A 20,119-nucleotide genomic window follows, 5' to 3' on the forward strand; every position below is an offset into this window, starting at 1 on the left:
AAGGACATAGTTATACTCCTGGAGTTAATGGTGGAAAATACCTCATACAGCCTACCCCCCGCATTGGTTGCCTCAGAGCCGGAAACCCAGTTCTGGCTGGCAGACCAGAAGGGACGCCGAAATGCCTACAACGTCATCTGCGCACTTCAGATACGCGGGCTGGATCAGGATCGCCTGGTCAATGCGGTATCAACCACACTCGCCAAGTTCCGAATTTTTAACGCTACCTACAGTTTTGCCAACGGCGATTTGCACCGTGATTACAGTGGTAACGCTCTAGACGTAAAAATTGCCGACGCTCCGCGCGCTCAAGGTTGGTTTGAAGACCAGTGCCAAGCGGACTTTTCACTTGAACATGGCCCGTTGTGTCGCCTGATTATTGAGCCAACGGCGCAACCCGATACCAAACGTGTCGCCATCGTCTTTCATCATATAGTGATGGATTTGGCCAGCAAGGACATTATCAAAGAATACATAGAACATGCCTACAACGGCAATATTTGCGCGTTCAAGCAGGCGCAGGATAATTACGACCTGGTCACAGCTGACGCAGCCTCATGGCTTGAGTCGCCAGTGGGAGAACGCGCTAAAGCCTATTGGCAGGAACGCACCACCGGCATTCAGAAACACACCCAGATTCACAGCAGCGCAGAATCCAGCGACCGCCTGATGAAAACCGCAAACTTGGCATTGCCTGCCGAGCTGCAAACGGCAGTCGTGGACTTCGCGAAAGCCCACAGCAGCTCACCCTTTTTAGTGATGCTGACAGCGTATTACTGGCTGCTGAGTAAATACGCGAACGAGACCAATTTTGCTGTGGGTGTGCCCTTGTCGTTGCGCCGCAACAGCAGTAACGACACCACCATCGGTTGCCTGATCAGCGTTGCCCCGATTATCGCCAAGCTCGAAGAAGGCACAAGCTTTCTCGCAGCCCTGAAAGAGATTCGCTTCGCCATGCTCGGCGCGCACCGGCACCCGTTCTATCCGTCGTTTGTTTCCGGTAGTGGGCAGGATAACGGTAAACTTTTCTGTAACGGATTCACCTTCGAACACCCGTTCACACTATCGCTCAACGATGCAGAAGTCGCGCCACTGCCTGTTCGCCCGAACGAACCGCAGCTCGCGCTCTTTATGCGTTGCTGGCAGGATGGCAACGCGCTGCACGGCGACCTGGAATACGATACCAGCGTATTTAATCACGAATTTGCAGAACGATTTAGCGCGTCTTATATCAGCGTTTTAGGGCAAATGGTGTCTAGCCCCGACGCCGCCCTTAGCGATATTAACTATCAGTCACCACAAGACTGCACCCTTATCGCCGGGGTAAACGCCACGGAGAAAGCATACGCCGCTCCGCACCACCTGATGGACTTGTTTGAAGCGCAAGTGGCAAAAGCCCCACACAACACTGCGCTGCGCGATTCATCCGGCGACCTCAGCTACGCGGAATTGGATGCAGAAGCCAATCGCCGCGCACGGGTTCTAATTGAGACAGGGGTAAAACCAGGCGACGTGGTTGCACTGTTCTATAGCCGCAGCCGCGACATGCTCGCGGCCATCTATGCGATTCAAAAGGCCGGAGCAGCCTATTTACCGATCGACATCCAACTGCCTGCCGATCGTGTGTCTTATATGCTTCGCCAGGCTAGCTGCAAACTGCTGCTCAATAGCACCGCATTGCCCGCAGGCCTCGATTTTTCTGGCCAGATACTCGCAGAGTCGGAATACCACTCACTCGCTCGCACACAGCCAGCGGACAAAGTTTCTGTCACCCGCGACCCTGACGCCACCGCCTACATCATATTTACCTCCGGCTCCACTGGTCATCCGAAAGGTGTAGCCAACAGCCACCGCGGTATCGCCAACCGTCTGCTTTGGATGCAAGAGGCATTTAATCTCGGCGCAGAACAAATTGCGTTGTTCAAAACACCCTATAATTTTGATGTGAGCGTATGGGAAGTTTTCTGGCCACTGCAAACCGGCGCGACTCTGGCGATCGCTGCAGCTGATAGCCATTTGGACCCTTATAGTATTGCCGCGCAGATCAAGCAATTTCAGGCGAATCTGGTGCATTTTGTACCAGCGATGCTTTCGGCATTACTCGCTGCAAAAGTTGATGGCCTGCCCTCAGTAAAAACCGTTATCTGCAGCGGCGAAGAATTAAAACAGGAACATCAACAGCAATTTTACGCACAATTTGACGGAGCCACTCTGTACAATCTTTACGGTCCTACCGAAGCGGCAATTGACGTAAGTTGCTGGACTTGCACCCCCACATTTGCGGGACATGTACTGCCAATCGGCAAGCCCATTGCCAATACGCAGCTGCATATTGTGGACGAAGAAATGCGACCTGTACCCATCGGAGTGATGGGCGAGCTACTCATTGCGGGGGTTCAGGTTGCACAAGGTTACGTGGGTGCGGAAAACCTCACCGCAGAGCGATTTATTGCGAACCCGTTTGGCGAAGGTCGAGTTTATCGCACTGGCGATTTTGCCCGCTGGAACAGCGCTGGCGAAATCGAATTCCTCGGTCGTAAAGACTTCCAGGTTAAAATCAACGGTTTGCGCATCGAGCTGGCCGAAATTGAAAACGTCATGATGAGCTTCAGTGGCATTGAATTAGCCGTTGTAACCACGCTCGACACGGGCAACTCAACAGCACTGGTTGCTCACTTTACCTGTGCCACCGGAGCGACAGTGCAGGAAGCCGACTTAATCGCTTACCTGAGCGGCAAACTCCCTGCCTACGAAGTTCCGCGCTACTTTCAACAGCTGGCAGCATTCAGCCTGACCTCCAGCGGTAAAGTAGACCGCAAACACATTCCGGTATACAGCCTGCCTAAATTGACAGAAGAAGCTGCTCCTACCGGCGACCTCAGCGACCATGAGAAACTCATCCACGATGCCTGGTGTGAGGTATTGGGCAAGACGCAATGCGGGCTTGATGTGGGTTTTTTCGAAGCCGGCGGTGACTCTTTAGGCATGATGACTGTTCACTCGATACTGAATAGTCGCCATAACTTTGGCTTGTCCAGACCAGATATGTTTACTCATCCAAGCATACGTGCTCTAGCGGAGCACCTGGATAATCGCGCAAACATCGGCTCCACACCGAGCGCCACGCCTATCGCTAAAGCGTCTGCAAGTAGTCGGGCTCAAAAAATGCGCCAAGCGATGCGCAAACCCAAACGCGCCAATATTTAACAACTCATTTAAAACAGATACCGGGTTACAGCTGGTGGCAAAACTTTTTGCACCAGCCACACCCCCGCTGCAGAAACCGCGAACCCCACTACCACGTTGGTATCCGCGCGCAAACCCAGCCAATATAAAATCACCAATACGGCCGGGTGGACCAAGTAGATGCCCATAGTGGTTGGCGCTACTGTATCAACCAATCGGTTAGGCCGAATAAGGCTTTCTCTTGCGAAGAGCACACTGCACAACGCAATACCCAACGCGTAACCGATCGTCGTTCGGCCCTCACCATACAAGGTGGCTATAACCAAAGCCACAATGATCGAAACCAACGCCAACCCGCGATAAACAGTGCGTTGCGTTTGAAGTTGCGCGATACCCACACCAATCAACACTGGCGCGAGCGCGTGCAGCCATTGGATAAATGGCGTTGATATCCCGAGCCCCTTCCATAGCGGCACTGCGAGAATAAGTACGGTCGCGATTCCCACAGCCACACTTCCCAGTAACAATGCGGGCACCGCCCGGCGTAAGTAGTGCAACAAGGAAATACAGATAAACGCAAATGGTAAAAACCACAGGTGAATTGACGGCGACGATAACGCAAAAGTTAACAGGTTGTCGTGCTCGCGAAAGATGGGTTTACCCAGAAACGAGCGCAGCACAAAATAAAAGACAAACCACACAGCATAGGGAATTAGCAAACGTTGCGCGGTTGCAAAAATAGGTTTAGGCCGGCCGACACAGGCGTAATACCCCATAAAGATCAAAAATACGGTGAGGCCCGCGTACGCCCAATGCGCTGGAATAAATCCTTCGCCGTGAAAATATACAATAAGAAACGCGGCAATTATCCGCAACAGCTCTACATCAGTTCGACGGTGTTTTTGCAGTGTTGCGTCCATGATCCAGTGATTTCCCCAGTGGAATAAGTTTGCTCAGCGCCCAGCGGTGGAGTCGCTTCTCAAAGCCCAGGTAACACAGCACACTCACCGCTATCGCAACGGCAAGCAACACCACTGCCGCAAAAGCATCCATAGGCCAAGCCCAATTCCCGGCCGCCACTTCCGCGTAGCGAATAACCAATTGATGAGTGAGATACAATGCAAAACTCGCTTCACCCAACAGTACAAGCACAGGGTTTTGAAGTGCTTTGGCTAACAAGCCACGATCAGTGGCGAACGCCACAATCACCAACGCCATGGGCAAAATATAAAAAACATCAAAACGAAGCGACTGGGGAATCACACCTTTTATCGCAAAAAACACAGCAAGCAAACCCAGCGCGCCCAGCTGAACAAGGGTTGCCGTGCCTTCTGGCAACGGCTTCCATGCCTGGCTATACCAGCGGAACAATAAAAGGCCGACCACAAAATCCAGCAAGCGAGCCAGAGGGAAAACATAGTTGTAAAAATGTTTTCGCTGTTCAGACAATTCGCTTAAAAAAATGGCAAAGTGCCATGCCAACAAAACCGCAACCAAGCCGAGTAGAAGCCGGTTACCGCAACGTAAAAGAAAAGGAAACAGCAGGTAAAAAAACATTTCATCTGACAGGCTCCACGACGGAATATTGGCCGAAAAATGGATGGCTCTATCAGGGAAATAGGATTGGATTAAGGCACCATTGGTGAAATAGGTCGTCAAAGACTCGGTCGATGAAGGCACCAGAAAAAATACCAAAGGTAGCGCCAATAACCAGGTAACAATATGCAGAGGGTATATGCGGGCAACGCGCGCACTCATGTACTCCCAAAACCCTATTTGCCGGTTCTGTAATCGTTGCTGATAAGCGAAGCTCAGAATAAATCCAGAAAGGATGAAGAAGAAGGTAACGCCGATATAACCTTCCCAAAAAACTTTATCGTAAATTAATTTAACCAGCGGGTTATCACTTTCAGCAAGAAAGCGCAGGTGACTGCACAGCACCATTAGCGCGGCGAAAAACCGCAGTGAAGTTAACGCCTCGAGCTTCACTCAATAACCTCAATCAGCGGCTTTAATATAGTTGTGCACAAGATCGTAAACTTCATCTACTACATCCCCAGTGACCATATCCACATGGTCCGCATGTACTTCGGCGACGTCCAGGTTGCCGGTAATCACCTTCGACATGCCGTAATCCGGCTTACTTGCCATCCCAAAGCCGGCATTGGTACGGCTGGCTTTTATCAGGAGCGCGTCAAAATCATAGGTTTTGCCCGTCGCGTTAAATGCGCGTGCAATCCGGTGAAACGCGTCGCCACGGTTGCGCTCTGCACTCTCGTGATCCCAAACAATCCGCTTTGCACCGGATTTAAGCCCCAGCTTGCCCGCCACTTTTTGCGATACCCGCCCCGCAATAATCGATGAAAAACGCCGCAATCCGTATTGTTGATAGCGCGCAAAACTGTCGACCATGAGCTTGGGAAGTGTCCGGTAATGGCTGGATTGCAGGTACGAATCAAACAGTACCACCCGCTTCACCCGATACCCCAGCTCAGTGAGTTTTTGGTTCACCTCTAGCGCGAGTAAACCACCAAATGACAAGCCGACAAGCATCAGCTCCTTGCCGGACAGATGGCGTATCACCGCCTGTACGTAGGTATCGACCAAAGAGTCAATGGACACCTCAGCACTGCCCTCGCCTTCGGCTTCGTCCTGAATAATGGCAATTTCTTCTTTGGCGTACATACCGTACACCGGGTTGTGCAAAAAATGGTTGGCAAATTCTTTATAAATTTGCACTCCACACAAGCAAAATACCGGCACGCCTTCTGCGACGCCATTGAGCAATACCACACTCGCAGCCTTTTCTGCATCATCCCCCATCTGGTCGACCAAATCACGAATGGTCGGGTGTTCAAACACACTGGAGTGAGTGAACTCAATACCCGTCGCTTTATGCATATCTTTCACCAACTTAATGGCCGAAAGCGAATCGCCGCCCAAATCAAAAAAATTGGTATCAATGGTCAACTGTGGTTGCTCTAAAACCTGCGCCCAGACCGCAAGCAAACTGCGGTCTAAATCCTGCCGCGCACCGCCTTCGTCGTCGTTACTGGGGTTTAACTGCGCACGCGCCACCGGTGTTTGTTGCGCTTGCGAACTCTGCGCAACACGCTTTGGTGAGAGCCAGTGTTCTTCTTTACGAAACGGATAGGTGGGTATCGCACGGCGGCGTCCGTCGACACCAAAACCCCAGGCGGCTATATCCAAGCGCGGAAATTGCAGCGCCATTCCCGCGACCGCCAAGTCGAAATTGACGTTTTCCGGGTTGCCGGTTTTTGCGTTACCTAAGGTGCGAAATACATTCACATTTGCGTCGAGCGTGTCTTTAACAAAACGGGTAAGCGCTCCGCCGGGACCAATTTCGATAAAGTTTTCGATTCCGGCTTTCGCCGCCTGCTCAATCGCAAACTTGAAATTGACTTCGTGACGCAAGTGCGCGGTCCAATACTCCACAGTTGCCGCCTGACTCGCCTTTGCCTCCTTGGAGGCGGGCTGAAACAAACCAGCAGCGGGTGCGAATTTCGCTTCGCCCATTGCCGTAGCAAAAGGCGCGAGCGCCGGTTCCATGTAGCGTGAATGAAACGGGTGGCGATTAGGCAATGTTGCGTGCTTAATTGACTCGCCGTCAAGGCGTTTAATAAACGCGTTAATATTTTCATGACTGCCGGAAACCACAATATTTTCACGGCTGTTTTCAATCGAAATTTCCAGCGTGTCGTCAAGTAACGCTTCTACCGCTGAGCGCGTTGCAAAAGCAACAACCATGGCGCCCTCTTCAGTCGCCGCCATTAGCCGTCCACGTTCCGCGACAATGCGCAACGCGGTGCGAATGTCAAAAATGCCATCGAGACAAGCAGCAGTGTATTCACCGATGCTATGCCCCATCAACATCGCTGGCTGAATTCCCCAACGCATCAAGCAGCGGGCGAGTGCGTATTGCACGGCAACCAGCGCAGGTTGAACCAGGTCGGTGCGATTTTCGTCCGCCGTGGACAGTTTTTCCGGTGCCTGCAAATAACTGACGACCTCGCCCAAGCCGAGCTCCTGTAACACCGCAAGTACTGCATCCAACTCTTTGGCGTAACAGGGCTGCGCCGCATAAAGTTCAGAAGTCATCCCCAGAAAATGCGCGCCCTGACCGGTAAACATAAATGCCGCACGCTGGTTGCAATTGAGATTCAGCTGCTCACCATTTACCAGCATGGGCTCGCCGTCGGCTTTTGGGTAGGCCACTACCGCCTGGCCGTGCTGCAGACGCTTGCGGGACTCTCGCAACACATAGGACACATCGGCAAGCGAGGCTGGATACTGGCGGGTATAACGCGCAATTTCTTTACGCAGCGCCTTCAGTGAATCCCGGTGATGCGCGCTTATAGGCAACGCATATTTTTCACCGGTGGGCAATTCAATCGACGGCTGATACTCGGTCGCGTCACGCATAATTAAATGCACATTAGTGCCGCCTACCCCGAAACTACTCACCCCTGCATAAACTGCTTCAGTGCTACCACTTAAATCCACCGGTGCACGATTAAAATAAAATGGTGATTGCTCCTGGCCAATTTGTGGGGCCGCGCCATTGACGCAAACTGGTGGCACTGTTCGGTGCTGCAGTACCAGCGCCGTTTTAATTAAGGCCGCAACGCCGGCCGCCGCATCCAGATGGCCTATGTTGGCCTTCAGTGTACCCAGCGCGCAAAATGGCTCTGCTACCCGTAAATCACCAAACGCACGCGCGAGACCGGCAAGTTCAATCGGGTCGCCCAAGGCCGTGGCGGTACCGTGGGTTTCCACAAACCGGATTTGCTCCGGCGCCACTTCAGCCAACCCATGCGCGAGCGAAATAACTTCCGTTTGGCCGTTGGCACTGGGTGCGGTAAACCCAACCTTATCGCGGCCATCATTATTGACGGCAGCGGCACTGATAATAGCCACCACATCGTCACCGTCGTTGAGTGCGTCTTCGAGGCGTTTCAGCACCACTACGCCAACACCTTCACCAAATAAGGTGCCGTTTGCACCGGGGGAAAAAGGTCGGCAGTAACCGTCTTTGGAAAAGATTAACCCATCCGAATGCAGGTACCCGGCACCGTGCGGTACCGCAACGGTCGCACCGCCACACAGTGCCACATCGCACTGGTAACTCAGCAAACCGGCAATCCCCATTTGCGTCGCCAGCAGTGAGGTGGAACAGGCCGACTGCACGTTAATCGCGGGCCCGCGCAAATTTAGTTTGTACGCCACCCGGGTTGCCAGAAAATCTTTATCGCTGGCGATCATCTTCTGGAACTCATCGATATCGAAGTTGACCGTGTCGATATCCATATTTGTCAACAAGTACCGGTTGAGACCGCAGCCGGCATAAACACCAACCGGCGAATCCATTTCGTCTGGAATATAGCCAGCCGATTCCAGTGCTTTCCAGGCATACTCCAAAAACAGGCGCTGTTGCGGATCGAGCAAGCGAGCCTCGGCGTGACTAAAACCGAAAAATTCCGCATCGAAACACTTGGCATCACTGATGGAGGCTGTGCGCTTAACATAGTTGGGCTGACCATAAACCGATTGCGGAATACCGATATCACGCAATTCTTTTTCCGAAACATCACTGATACCGCTTTTGCCCTGCATAAGGTTCTGCCAGAACTCCTCGACGGAATCGGAACCTGGGAAGCGGCCAGCCATGCCAACAATGGCGATATCAGTATCGGAAACGTTTACTTCATTCATATTTTTTACCAGAGGCTATATTTTCGCGTTCACTGCGCGGCGCCGTGGTTAATTCCTGCTGCAACAACCAGAGATAGGTTTCTGGCGTGAAGCTCTCGTACTCAATGCCGTGCCCTGCATCGAGTTCTGTTAATCGTGCTGCGATACCCCGCGCTTCCAGCGCAGCCTGCATCGCACGCGAATTTTCGATAGGTGCGACCTTGTCACGAATACCGTGAAACATCCACAGCGGTGTCTGCCCAATAATTTCCGCTTGGCTCGGGTCGGTGCGGCCATTCATCGGTATTGCGGCCGCAAAAACGTGAGGAAAGTGATAGAGAAATTGCCAGGTAGCACTCGCCCCCATGGACGAACCGGTGATATAGATCCGTCGCGGGTCTATGGGGTAATTCGCAATAATATCGTCGATTAACGCCAGTACAGCTTTAAACCGCTCACTTACGCTGGTGCCTGCCATCGTGTAGTTACCGTAGGGCGCCCCAGACGATTTAACATCGGTCCACTCCACACCTTTCGGGCACTGCGGCACAATAACAGCAGCGGCCGACAAGGATTGGAGTTTGGCACTGGTAAGCTGCTCAACTGCTGGCGAGAGCTGAGAAAAGTTGTTGCTCCCGCGCCCAGTCGAGGCATGCAGCACAAGTATTAAAGGCAGCTTTTGATCAGCGTCGGCGCGTTCCGGCATAAATAACCGGTATGGTAGCGTCAACTTGCCGCGATCACCGCGGTAGATAAATGCCTCCGCTTGCATAAGATCCATTAGCGCGAGTTGACGCTCGTTAGGCACAGGTGCTGGCCTGTACCACCGGTAAACAGCCAACATCAGGCCCAACACCAGCGTCAATCCTACTAGTGCGGCGAGCACTGCAAAATGTCCGGAAAGCAATTTCATCCTGAACCATCAATTCCCTGCGGCTGCGCTCTAACTAGCGCAGGAAGTCCCCACTTTGCGCGCCGCAAAATCGATCATTTTATTAACCGAACCAAAGTTATCGCGGATGAGCTCGTCCTCCGCAATCTCTATGCCGTGTGTTGCTTGCAAGTAGGAGGCGATTTCAATGAGGCCAAAGGAATCGATAATTCCCTCATCGATAAGGGATTGGTCTAACGGAATTTCGTCCTCATCGACCATGTAATTTTCAGAAATAAACGCAACAAGCGCCTGTCTAGCGTCGTCTTTAATCATGCTAAGTCCGCAATTATTAGAGTGTATCGACAATATCAACTGTACAGAGACCATAATCCGGTGCATCGTGTACCGGTTTATTCAACCAATAGTGGCAAAGTTGGGTACTGTAGATAAATGTAAAAATCATATTATCGCGATAGCCTATATCCTTAGGTACACCGCGTTTGAATTTTTTAAGAAATTTCACGACCATTTCGTGATTGAACAGACCTGCATCCTTGATCGCCTGGTCGTTCATCATTTCAGCAGCCATACCCTGTAAGTTACCGGAATCATCGATAAATGAAATCAGGTCGGGCGCCATGTACGGGCGCTTGGGTCGGTCGATAATCTGCTGAGGAATCTTACCGGTGAATGCCTCCCGCAATACCGCTTTTTGTTCGAACCCGCGCAACTTGTATTCGTCAGGCATAGCAAACGCCTGCTCTACAACTTGGTGGTCGAGAAACGGGAAGCGACCTTCCACACCGTGGCTCAGCGCCATCCGATCCCCTTGTGACGAGAGTAAATACCCCTGCAACAGGGTTTTCATCTCGAGAAAACTATTGCGCTGCATTAACGTCCAGTGCTTAAAATCAGCGGGAAGTTGTGCTGCGATCCGCTCCCGCATAAGGCTTTTATCGACCTGCAATCCAAAATCAGGATTGAGATAGCGCTCGAGGATTTTATTGTTATTAAACCGAATATTCAGCCCCGCCATTTCATTATCGTAATCGTCGAGAAAACCCTCGTAATACAGACGAATAAGTCCAAAATGCTTTGGATCTGAGTAGTGAGCCAAATGCGGGTACAAATCCCGCAGAGCGTTTTCCACTTCGGGTGAGTAACCGCTCTTTTTCCAGGAGTCGAGAATTTTTAATTCTTTAAAGGCATCGTAACCACAGAGAATTTCGTCAGCGCCCTCACCCGTGAGCACCACTTTAATTCGCTCCTGCTGTACTTTCTCGGAGAGCAAATACAAGGGGGTTGGCGCAGTGCGAAAAATAGGACGCTCCGTATGGCGTACTGTGTCGGCAATCGAGTCCGCTATGTTTTGGCGAGAAACACGCACTTCGTTGTGCTGCGAATTAACGTCTTCGCTCGCCATTTTCTGGTATAGCGATTCGTCCAGCGACTCGTCCTCGAATGCGACCGAGAAGGTGCGGAAATCGTGATTGGTGGCGTCTTTCACCAGACGGGAAATTACCGTTGAGTCGATACCACCACTCAAATAAGCACCGACCGGAACATCACTACGCAGCCGCAGAGTGACTGCATCCGACAAGGCTTGCGTTAAGCCTTCCTGCGCCTGTTCGAACGAAGAGAACTGGTCTCGGCGCGCCGACAGTTCTTCACCAAGTTGATAGTAGCGCCGCGTTTGCTCCTCACCAGAAGTGGCAAAAATCTTGACGGTTCCAGACTCCACACTGCGGACATCGTTGTAAACCGTAGTCTCACCGAGTGTATTCCAAAGCAGGCCGTGCTCTAACAATCCGGCCGGAGAAAAGGAACGTCGAAAGCCTGGAAGACAGTCGAAAGCTTTCATCTCTGAAGAAAACACCCAACCGCCCCGGTACGGCAGAATATAAAGCGGCCGAATGCCATAGCGATCGCGTGCGACGATCAGTCGCTGCTCGCGCTTATCCCAAATGATGATGGCAAACTGGCCGTTGAACTGCCGGAAACACTCGATTCCGTCACGTTGATAGAGTTTGAGGATCACTTCTGTGTCAGAGCGGGTCTCAAACACAACGCCTTGCGACTCCAGCTCGGCGCGCAACTCTACATGGTTAAAAATTTCGCCGTTGAACGACAGAATTTGATCGCCGCTTACCATAGGTTGATGGCCGGCAGCGACATCAACGATCGACAGGCGCACATGCCCGAGCGTCGCTTTTGGGCTGTTGTATAGCCCCCAGGCATCCGGCCCGCGGTGTTGCATCTGTACCAGGGCTTGCGTTGTCAGCTGTCGCTTCTCTTCAATTCCGAGACCGGTTGCAAAAATTGCAAAAACACCGCACATATTTCTTCCTAAAATGAGACTTGAGGCATGGTTTAAAAAATATAATTGCTAGACAAAAGATAATACAGATGTCACACAGGGCCTCTTACTGTCATCAAGCATAAATTATGCCGCATATTCAATTCGGAGAGGCTTACCCTCCTTATGCCAGCAATGTTTCTGTCGAGTAACGCCCCATCATAATAGGAATTCGAGTTTCAGCACCGGCCAGACCTGAGGTTAAACACGCTTTGAACACGGCTTCAGTGATCCCGTGCTTGTGACACAACCCGAGCACGCCCATGGACTTTTTATCCCCCACTTGCGCACGCAGCTTGGATTTGGGGATATGCTGCAGAATATCCCCGGGCACCAGATGGCTGTTGAGCAGCGGCTTTACCTCTGGCTGACTCAGCAGCGACTCTGGCACAGCTTCGTAAAGGTCGTAAACCGCAGCATAAGGCTGCACGCAATCCAGGCCGTACTGCGCGAACAAACCCCATTCCCTATCTGAAGTATCCAGCCCGCCAATTAAATGTTTTTGCAACGCTTTCTTGCCAATGCGAGGAAGCCGGTAATACCTTGTTTGCTCCACGATTTCCTCTTCGTAGTCGCACACAAATTCGTTCATCAAATCACCGGTAATGATCATGCGCTTTGCTGAAACACCATTTGCTCCAGCCCACTGATTAATTTTTTCAGCCAATAGGCAATTGAGCGCTGCGCAGTGAACATTAAAATCCCGAAAATCCTGGCAAAGCAACGGCGCTTTTTCTACTGCGGCTAGAATCTCGTCCTCACTCACCCCGAACACACAATGACGAATAGCCAGCTGTGCAGCGATTTTTTGCGCTTTTTCCGCATCTTCGCTGCCACCCAAATCCAAAGTCACCGCAATGGGGTTAGCGCAAAACCGCTTGGCATAATGGGCCATTGTCGAGCTGTCCAGGCCACCGGAGAGGGCGACGAATACCGTATAGCCTGCATTTTCTGCGGCTTTAATGCAGTCAAATACCGCCGCGAGACGAAACTCTACCAACTGCGCAAAACCAGCGTAATTTTGTTCCAGCAGCAGCGTCTGTGCTTGCAACTGGAGTGAAGACGCAAAAGGTGCGGGCGAGACATTCGCCAATTCGCGTAAGCCGTCCGCTGAAATTTCTACAACTTTCCCCCGGGGCAACGCATAGATGGGTTGCTCGTATGGCAGTAACTCTATAAAGGAATCAGCAAACACCAACTCTCCCTTAACCGGGCGGGTATAGAATTTTTTGACCACACCCAGATGGTCGCGCGCGGCCACATAGCGGCTGCCATCGAGTACACAGCCACCAAACTGACCGTAAATAGCCTCGCCAGCCGTAAGGCCTAGTATTTCTGCTGACGGCGGCTGCGAAATCAACTGCAGCCAATAGTGCGACCGCGGGGGTTCCGCAGTCAGTGCATTTTTAAAAAAGGAAACCATATCCAAAACCCAACCTAAATTCCTTCGTCACACTATAAAGCAAAAATCCCTTTGACGAAGATGAATATTACCGAACGGCCGCAGAGCCTAGTTAAATGTAAAAAAATTCGGCATTAATTAAAAGAAAGGGGTTACGTGAACGAGCAGCCAGCAGATTACGAAGGCAGACGAATGGAAATTATAAACGACGAAAAAGGGGCCTTTCGGCCCCTTTTGTTTGTATCGGTTAGGATTGCGACTTAGGGTGCGGCTGGAACCACCATGGGGGCTTCCAAGCGCGAGCACTGTGATCCTTTCGGTGCGTTGAATTCAGACCAGTCAGTAGAAATCGCCTGAATTGTCGCGGTGTCGTGGTAGCCATCAACCTCGGTTGATGAACGTGAGCATGGAGCGTACACCGATGGGATGCTGTTGTTTACAGCGTAGAGGTGCATACCATTCATACCCAATACTGTGAACTTACCAGACTCCGCAGTCACCGCATCAGCCAGGAACTCGTTGTTGTAAACACCAGAGTAGCGGTGATACTTGTCGAGGCCTACGAACGAACCAGAAACACTATTTGGATCTTGCTCAGGATCGTTGATCTTGTTATCCACAACCATCGCGTAAGAAGAAATAAACTGTTCAGAGCGCTCTTCTGTACGAATGTGACCATTAGCCGCAAAGTTTTCTGGGTTAGCTGTAGTGCTTAACTGATAAGCTGTGCGGTCAGAACCCGGTACACGCAAAGTTAATTTCGCTTTTGCACCAGACCCGCCCAGGTGATTACCACGGAACCAGTTGTTAGACACAACCAGGCCCCAGCTACCCATAACACGGGAGTTGTGCTCGTCCGAAATATTTACCTCATTGCCGGCCATACCGCTGTTAACAATCATGCACGAGTTGAAACAGCCGATATTAATCAGTGGCAAACTACCTGTGTAACCCTTGATCACAGAATCTGTGATGAAAGAACCATAAGGGTAGTGCACATTCGCGCAGTCAAGCTTGTCGGTTTTGCCGCACCAGTTTGCATTGGATGCGAAATAAATGCGTCCAAATCCGTCTTCGTTAGGCGTTTCAGACCAGTCCATATCCAGGTCGTGCGCAGTCATCAAGGTTACCGCCTGACCGCCAGTTAAAATACCCACACGCAATCCGGTTACGGTGATATCGTAGGCCCAACCTGAGCGCACGGTGCGATCGCCATTTGGCGCGTCTTCAGCAACAAAGGTATCGAAAGTCGCTGCGGTCGTATCGTTCACGAGTTCACTACCCACGTAGATATTGCCTACCACCGGGCGCGAACCCACACCGTAGGTGTCAATGGTCACGTTCTTCTCACCGTGGCTGATACCAATGTTGGAGTAAGTCACTTCTGAACCACGCTGATAGAGGACACGGTTCCCACTGTATTCGCCCGGTAGCAAGCTATCGTTGGCATGGATCGCGCCTGCTGGACAACCTTCCCAATTCGAGGTTGCGGAAATACAGTAGGTCTTTTCAGGTGCATAGGCATCTTCCTGCGTTTTTATCGCAACTTCGACAGCTGCGGTATCGTACTCGCCAAAGGTATCCTGCACGCGCACCTGAACATTAAACACACAAGCACCGTCGCCTGCTTCGTCACCAAAGTAGTTCCACACCCAGTTCGGGTCGGTAGCCCCTTTACAGTCAAATGTGTGGATTGCTCGCGGCGCTCCGCTCACCTGGCTGTTACGGCTTTTGCCAGTTGTATTGAAGTAACCAGAATCTGTGTCGTCGAAGTTAAAATGATAAGTCAGTTTCGATACAGCAATGGCTTCCGCATCGGTTCCGCCCAGGTAATCCGTCTCGTTAAATGACGTGGACTTCATTGCCGAGAAGTACATGGTTTCCGGCGCAACCCCAACCTTGCGGGTCAACACGTTCAGGCGGGCAGTTACAGCGCTGCCAACCAAAGGTGCTGATTCAGGCTGCGTAACTACAGTGACGTCGCGACCAACAGTGGTGGTCTCGCCTTGGGAGTCAGTCACGCTATACAGCACTCGGTAGGAACCCGGCTCCTCGGTGTTCAGTTCGCTGGTATCGACAGTTACGCTACTGTAAAGGTCTTCGCCATCTGAGCCGATTGCTTCCAGTACACCCATATCTTCGTAATCAGAACCCAGTTCGACAGACACAGATTGCTCGCCAAGAATGGTCAGCAAAGGCGCTTCGCTTGTAGTGGATTCTTTTGATTCCGGCGCCTCATAGCCAGAACGAATTACGTCTGACTGAATGTTGCTATTACCAGCTGTCCCTGCAGTAACCTGACTTGCTCCGCAAGCGGTGAGTAGTAAGAAAGTTGGTGCAGCAACGAAAGTTTTCATGCCCCTATTACCTCTGTAAGTAGTGTTTTTTAAAGTGAGTTGCAAAGTTAAATGTGTTGTCTGAATGAATCAGGTTGAACATATTTAATACTATAGAATTAACTATGTATGCAGAACGCCACGACAAACTTACTACTTGAGAATGGTGTCACGAGATTTATTATAATACTATTGAATGATCACATTTTAACCGGAAGGGGTTCAACAAATTGGGCGCAGGAAACATCGCAGCCCAGGAACGCGTGGAGACATGGCATGCCACGTTCGAAAAACAGTCCAGCGCGGAGCGAGTCTAACGGCGTAAAAACCGTTGTCAGGTAGCGAATCAAACAGGAATTAGCCGAAATTTAAGTCACGAAATTTCGGCAACATACGGTTCAAGAGGGGAAAAGCAACGGAAATAAAATTATTGCGAATTAAGAAGCACTTTCCATATTCGCAAAACGCATGACCGGGTTCGAACACGGGCGCTCGAGAGGATCGAAGAAACCAATGTATTGCAGTCTGCGCTGCTCATCGGCCCCATTTTGAAAAAAATCCGTGGCGAGTAGAAAACGGCCCACCACATCATTTTCAAGACGTCGCAACGCATGCCCTTGCGGCAACAATGAATAGGGCGTTACTACGCGCAATGGCCAGGCGACCAGTGCCAGCATTTGTAAACGCTTCGCTTCCTTCTCCTTGTAGTGAATGTATTCAACGGCAAATTTCTGAAAGGTACCATCAGCCACTTTCAGATAGCCGAGACGGCGCTGCAATATGGAGACAACGATAGCTTCTGGTTTGGCGGTAATCCCCGTATAGGTCATTACACCCACTACCGCAGCGCCCGCTGCCAGCAAAATATTTCGACGGCTAATTGCCATAATCAACTCCTGTCATTATCGCGCGGCTACACCGGCGAAGCTTGGCCTTTTAATTTTCGCGCGGCGCGCAAGGAAAGCGCAGAAAGCGTAAGCGTCGGATTTGCCGCTGGACAGGTGGTAAAAACGCCACTTCCCAGGCACAGTAAATTTCGCACTTTGTGATGGACTTGATTCGCATCCACAACGCTTGTCGCTGGGTCAGTTCCCATGCGGGTTGTACCCTGAATATGCGCTTCCCCGTCGAGTGTTTCCGGCACCTCGACCTTATAACTTTCCACAGGCATACCGGACAGCAATTCAGCGACAAAACTGTCTGCCATCGCGAATGCTGTTTTTCCGTAATCGGAGTTATCCACGTAGTTCACTGCGGGTTTGCTCGGATCTACGTCCGAAATAGCCACATAATTTCGTTCTTGGGGAAGCTCCTCAAATACCAGCTTAAAATAGCCTCGTTCCTGCCAGCGTCCGCGCTCGGCGCGCAACCAGGGCAAGTTCCAGTTTTCCACCAGAAACCCTGGGTGATCACGGCGAAACTCACCATCCAGTTTCATTGCACCATAGCCTGTGGTGATGGTGCTACCGTCGTAATTTTTAACGCCGTCCAAGAGGACGTCCACGGAAATTGCAATCTGCTCATTAAGGTAGCGACCCAGCGCTGGGTCAGTTAACCCAGATTTGAGGAGGATAAATGGCGACATAATGCCATGTGCACCTACCGCAGCGAGATCACATGTCACGCGATGCTGCTCACCAGCGGACTCGTAAAGTGCTCCGACAACTTGACCGTTTTGAATATCGAGCTGAACCACATTTGCTTCGGTAATCAGCGTAACCCTGGGGTCTGCATAAACCGCCCGCATATGAAAATCGACCTGGAACTTTGCAGCGACCGGACAGGACTCGCAGATACCATTCGAGCAACAGACAGCACGCCCACTACCCGGCGCACTCGGGCGTGCGCAGGGCATTGCGAAATGTAAACCCGGGTATTTTTTTGCAAATTCCCGATCCAGACCATTCAATCGGTGAGGGGGAAGCGGATAAGGACGGGAGCGGGGAAACACAGAGGTTTCGCCACCGCTGATTCCCATTAGATCTTCGGCATCGCAATAATAGGGCTCCAATTCACTGTATTGAAACGGCCAATCTTCCCCGCGACCGTACAGCGACGCGGTTCTGAAGTCATTGGGGTGCATCCGCGGAGAGTTGCCCGTCCAGCAGGTACCACCACCAAAGCCAAGTCTTTGAACCCAGACTTTGCTCGGATTCAAATTGATCATCGTTTTGTGAAAAGGCATCCCCTTTGCTTCGGCATAGTTTTTGCCTGGGGTAGCGTTATTAATCAAGCCTCGCTCAAGCACAACGACGCGCTCAGTTTCGGGCGCCCACTTGAGGTACTCATGCAGAAAGAAGGTCGATGCAAAACCGGACCCTACTACCAAGGTATCAAAATGCTTCACTGCCATTGCGAATTACTCGAAAATCCATCCAATTCATTTGCCACAAATTCTCGCATACTTTTCACCGAATTGACTATTTAAAATGCTAAATTGTTCGATGCTGCGAAACGTGCAAATTAATCCCGATAGAAAGCATTCCGTGTTTTCCCATCAAAAAAATACAAAAGCACATCGAGCAGTTATCTCAGGTACAATGATTTAATCATTAAAAAAGCCACTATTTTTCGCTTCTGTAATTAAGGACATCGCTGTGGAAACATCACAACAGAAAACGCTACGATTTTTCTTTTTAGGACTTTTTCTCATCGGCTTCATCTCCCGCGTACTTCCTTTATTTTTGGGTGAATCGCGAATCTTCGAGCAATTCCCCACAGAAGATGGCTACCTGATGCTAACGATTGCGAGATACCTCGCACTTGGATTTGGCATGAGCACAGCTGATGGAACCTTAATAACTAACGGCACACAGCCCTTTGTTACTTTTATATGGTCTCTGGGATTTTTACTCACCGGCGGCAGTAAGCTGGGAGGTGTAATCTTTGCGCACCTCATTCAGGTATTAGTCAGCATAGCCTTTGCCTGGGTCATGTATAAACTCGCAAAAAAAATATTCCATAAGCACTCGCCGATTTACGCACTGGGTTTATCTGCGGTACTGTTTACCAGCCCACAACTGCTGCCTCACTCCATGAATTTTTTGGAGACGGGGTTTTACGTTTTCATTATTGCCTGCGTGATGTACGTTTTTTACGAAACCGAAGAGGAGGCAGCCACACCGTGGAGCATACAGAAATCGCTGCTGGTCGGTGTACTCTTGGGGCTGATGTTCTGGGTGAGAATAGACTCGGTTTTCATTATTTTCGCCGCATGCATTACCTATCTTTATCGCGGTAGTGACTTAGGCATATCTCACATAAAACAGCGCTTTATTCGGGTACTTATCTTCGGCGCAACCAGTGTGCTAATCGCATCGCCTTGGCTAATCTATAACTATATCTATTTCGGCTCGATCATGCCGATAAGCGGGCAAGCGCAAAACGCGCGTATGCTGGCGCAGAATGCACCGGTTGTTCCTTCCACCTTGCTCGAGTATTTGCTGGTATTCATACCTATCCCATCTTCATTGCAGGAAAAAATACCTGTCATATTATTTTCCACGATAGCGATGCTCGGTGCAGCGGCTATCGCAGTGAAGGCGTTCTTCAAGGTTGAAAAACCGCAAAAAAGTCTCATCCTCATGGGGTTGACCACCGTCGTTTGTTTTACCATCTACTACGGTATCTTCTTCGGCGCTAAACACTTTGTTGGGCGGTACTTCGCCGCGACAGCCCCGTTCCTCGCTCTGTTTTCACTAGGTATGGTTATCTTCCTGCTGCAAATCATCGGCGAGAGTAGCAGAGGACTACTCAAAACGGGCGTAGCTGCACTAGCGGTTGTAATTTTTGCAGTGGAAGCCGGCCTCAATTACCGCATTTTTCAAACCGGCGTACCTCACGCTCACATTCAAGTCGTAAACTGGGTTGAAAGTCATGTACCGGAAGATACCTGGGTCGCAGCAGTACAAACTGGGACTTTAGGTTATTTCCACGACAAGACCTACAATCTGGATGGCAAGGTAAACGCAGAAGCACTCAAGGCTAAACACGGCGAAGCCTATTGCCCTGAAACCAAAGCGAGCACCGAATCTGAGCAAAACTGCCTGATGTACTACATCGTACAAAGTGATATTCAGTATCTTGCCGACTGGAGTGGCCTGGCTGGATGGGCTGAACTACCTCCACTACTGGATTACTTCACCCTGGAAGTTAGCGATGCGAAGAAAAACCTGACCGTCTTCAAGCGCAAGGGAGCGCCCAGCAAGTAGTCGAGTTAGGTATTAAACGAGCATCTCTTTTTAGGTAACTGT

At 50.8% G+C, this 20,119-nt stretch carries 12 protein-coding genes; 2 read left to right on the forward strand and 10 right to left on the reverse strand.

The window, feature by feature from the left end:
* Positions 1–27: 27 nt before the first annotated feature.
* A complete protein-coding gene (locus tag TERTU_RS19055) occupies positions 28–3,207 on the forward strand; it encodes a non-ribosomal peptide synthetase (RefSeq protein ID WP_015818054.1) in 3,180 nt (1,059 codons plus the stop codon).
* A gap of 8 nt (positions 3,208–3,215) precedes the next feature.
* On the opposite strand, the gene TERTU_RS19060 is transcribed toward TERTU_RS19055, so the two are convergent.
* From TERTU_RS19060 to TERTU_RS19105, 10 genes are all read right to left on the reverse strand, one after another.
* Entirely contained in the window at positions 3,216–4,106 is an 891-nt protein-coding gene (locus TERTU_RS19060; RefSeq protein WP_015817402.1) for an acyltransferase family protein, read from the reverse strand.
* Positions 4,072–5,175 carry an acyltransferase family protein gene (locus TERTU_RS19065; RefSeq protein WP_015820021.1) on the reverse strand — a complete coding sequence of 368 codons (1,104 nt, stop codon included), beginning with the start codon at positions 5,173–5,175 and terminating at the stop codon, positions 4,072–4,074. The genes TERTU_RS19060 and TERTU_RS19065 overlap by 35 nt, the downstream gene beginning before the upstream one ends.
* Positions 5,176–5,184: 9 nt before the next feature.
* A complete protein-coding gene (locus TERTU_RS19070; RefSeq protein ID WP_015819538.1) occupies positions 5,185–8,919 on the reverse strand; it encodes a type I polyketide synthase in 3,735 nt (1,244 codons plus the stop codon).
* A complete protein-coding gene (locus TERTU_RS19075) occupies positions 8,912–9,811 on the reverse strand; it encodes a carboxylesterase family protein (RefSeq protein WP_015818645.1) in 900 nt (299 codons plus the stop codon). Before TERTU_RS19075 ends, TERTU_RS19070 begins: the two co-directional genes overlap by 8 nt.
* Positions 9,812–9,841: 30 nt before the next feature.
* Positions 9,842–10,105: an acyl carrier protein gene (locus TERTU_RS19080; RefSeq protein WP_015818521.1), complete on the reverse strand. Its 264-nt coding sequence runs from the start codon at positions 10,103–10,105 to the stop codon at positions 9,842–9,844.
* A 16-nt stretch (positions 10,106–10,121) separates the two neighbouring features.
* Entirely contained in the window at positions 10,122–12,110 is a 1,989-nt protein-coding gene (asnB, locus tag TERTU_RS19085; RefSeq protein ID WP_015816844.1) for an asparagine synthase (glutamine-hydrolyzing), read from the reverse strand.
* Positions 12,111–12,252: 142 nt separating this feature from the next.
* Positions 12,253–13,551: an asparagine synthase-related protein gene (locus TERTU_RS19090; RefSeq protein ID WP_015817272.1), complete on the reverse strand. Its 1,299-nt coding sequence runs from the start codon at positions 13,549–13,551 to the stop codon at positions 12,253–12,255.
* A gap of 239 nt (positions 13,552–13,790) precedes the next feature.
* Positions 13,791–15,887, reverse strand: a complete 2,097-nt coding sequence (locus TERTU_RS19095) for a DUF5011 domain-containing protein (protein ID WP_015820402.1) — start codon at positions 15,885–15,887, stop codon at positions 13,791–13,793.
* A 416-nt stretch (positions 15,888–16,303) separates the two neighbouring features.
* Entirely contained in the window at positions 16,304–16,753 is a 450-nt protein-coding gene (locus TERTU_RS19100; RefSeq protein WP_015820384.1) for a hypothetical protein, read from the reverse strand.
* A gap of 26 nt (positions 16,754–16,779) precedes the next feature.
* A complete protein-coding gene (locus TERTU_RS19105) occupies positions 16,780–18,219 on the reverse strand; it encodes a GMC oxidoreductase (protein ID WP_015820756.1) in 1,440 nt (479 codons plus the stop codon).
* A gap of 244 nt (positions 18,220–18,463) precedes the next feature.
* Here TERTU_RS19105 and TERTU_RS19110 point away from each other — a divergent pair, with 244 nt between their 5' ends.
* Positions 18,464–20,077 carry a glycosyltransferase family 39 protein gene (locus tag TERTU_RS19110; protein ID WP_015819193.1) on the forward strand — a complete coding sequence of 538 codons (1,614 nt, stop codon included), beginning with the start codon at positions 18,464–18,466 and terminating at the stop codon, positions 20,075–20,077.
* Positions 20,078–20,119: the final 42 nt, after the last annotated feature.

Origin of the sequence: Teredinibacter turnerae T7901 (assembly GCF_000023025.1) — a bacterium.
Taxonomy (GTDB): domain Bacteria; phylum Pseudomonadota; class Gammaproteobacteria; order Pseudomonadales; family Cellvibrionaceae; genus Teredinibacter; species Teredinibacter turnerae_B.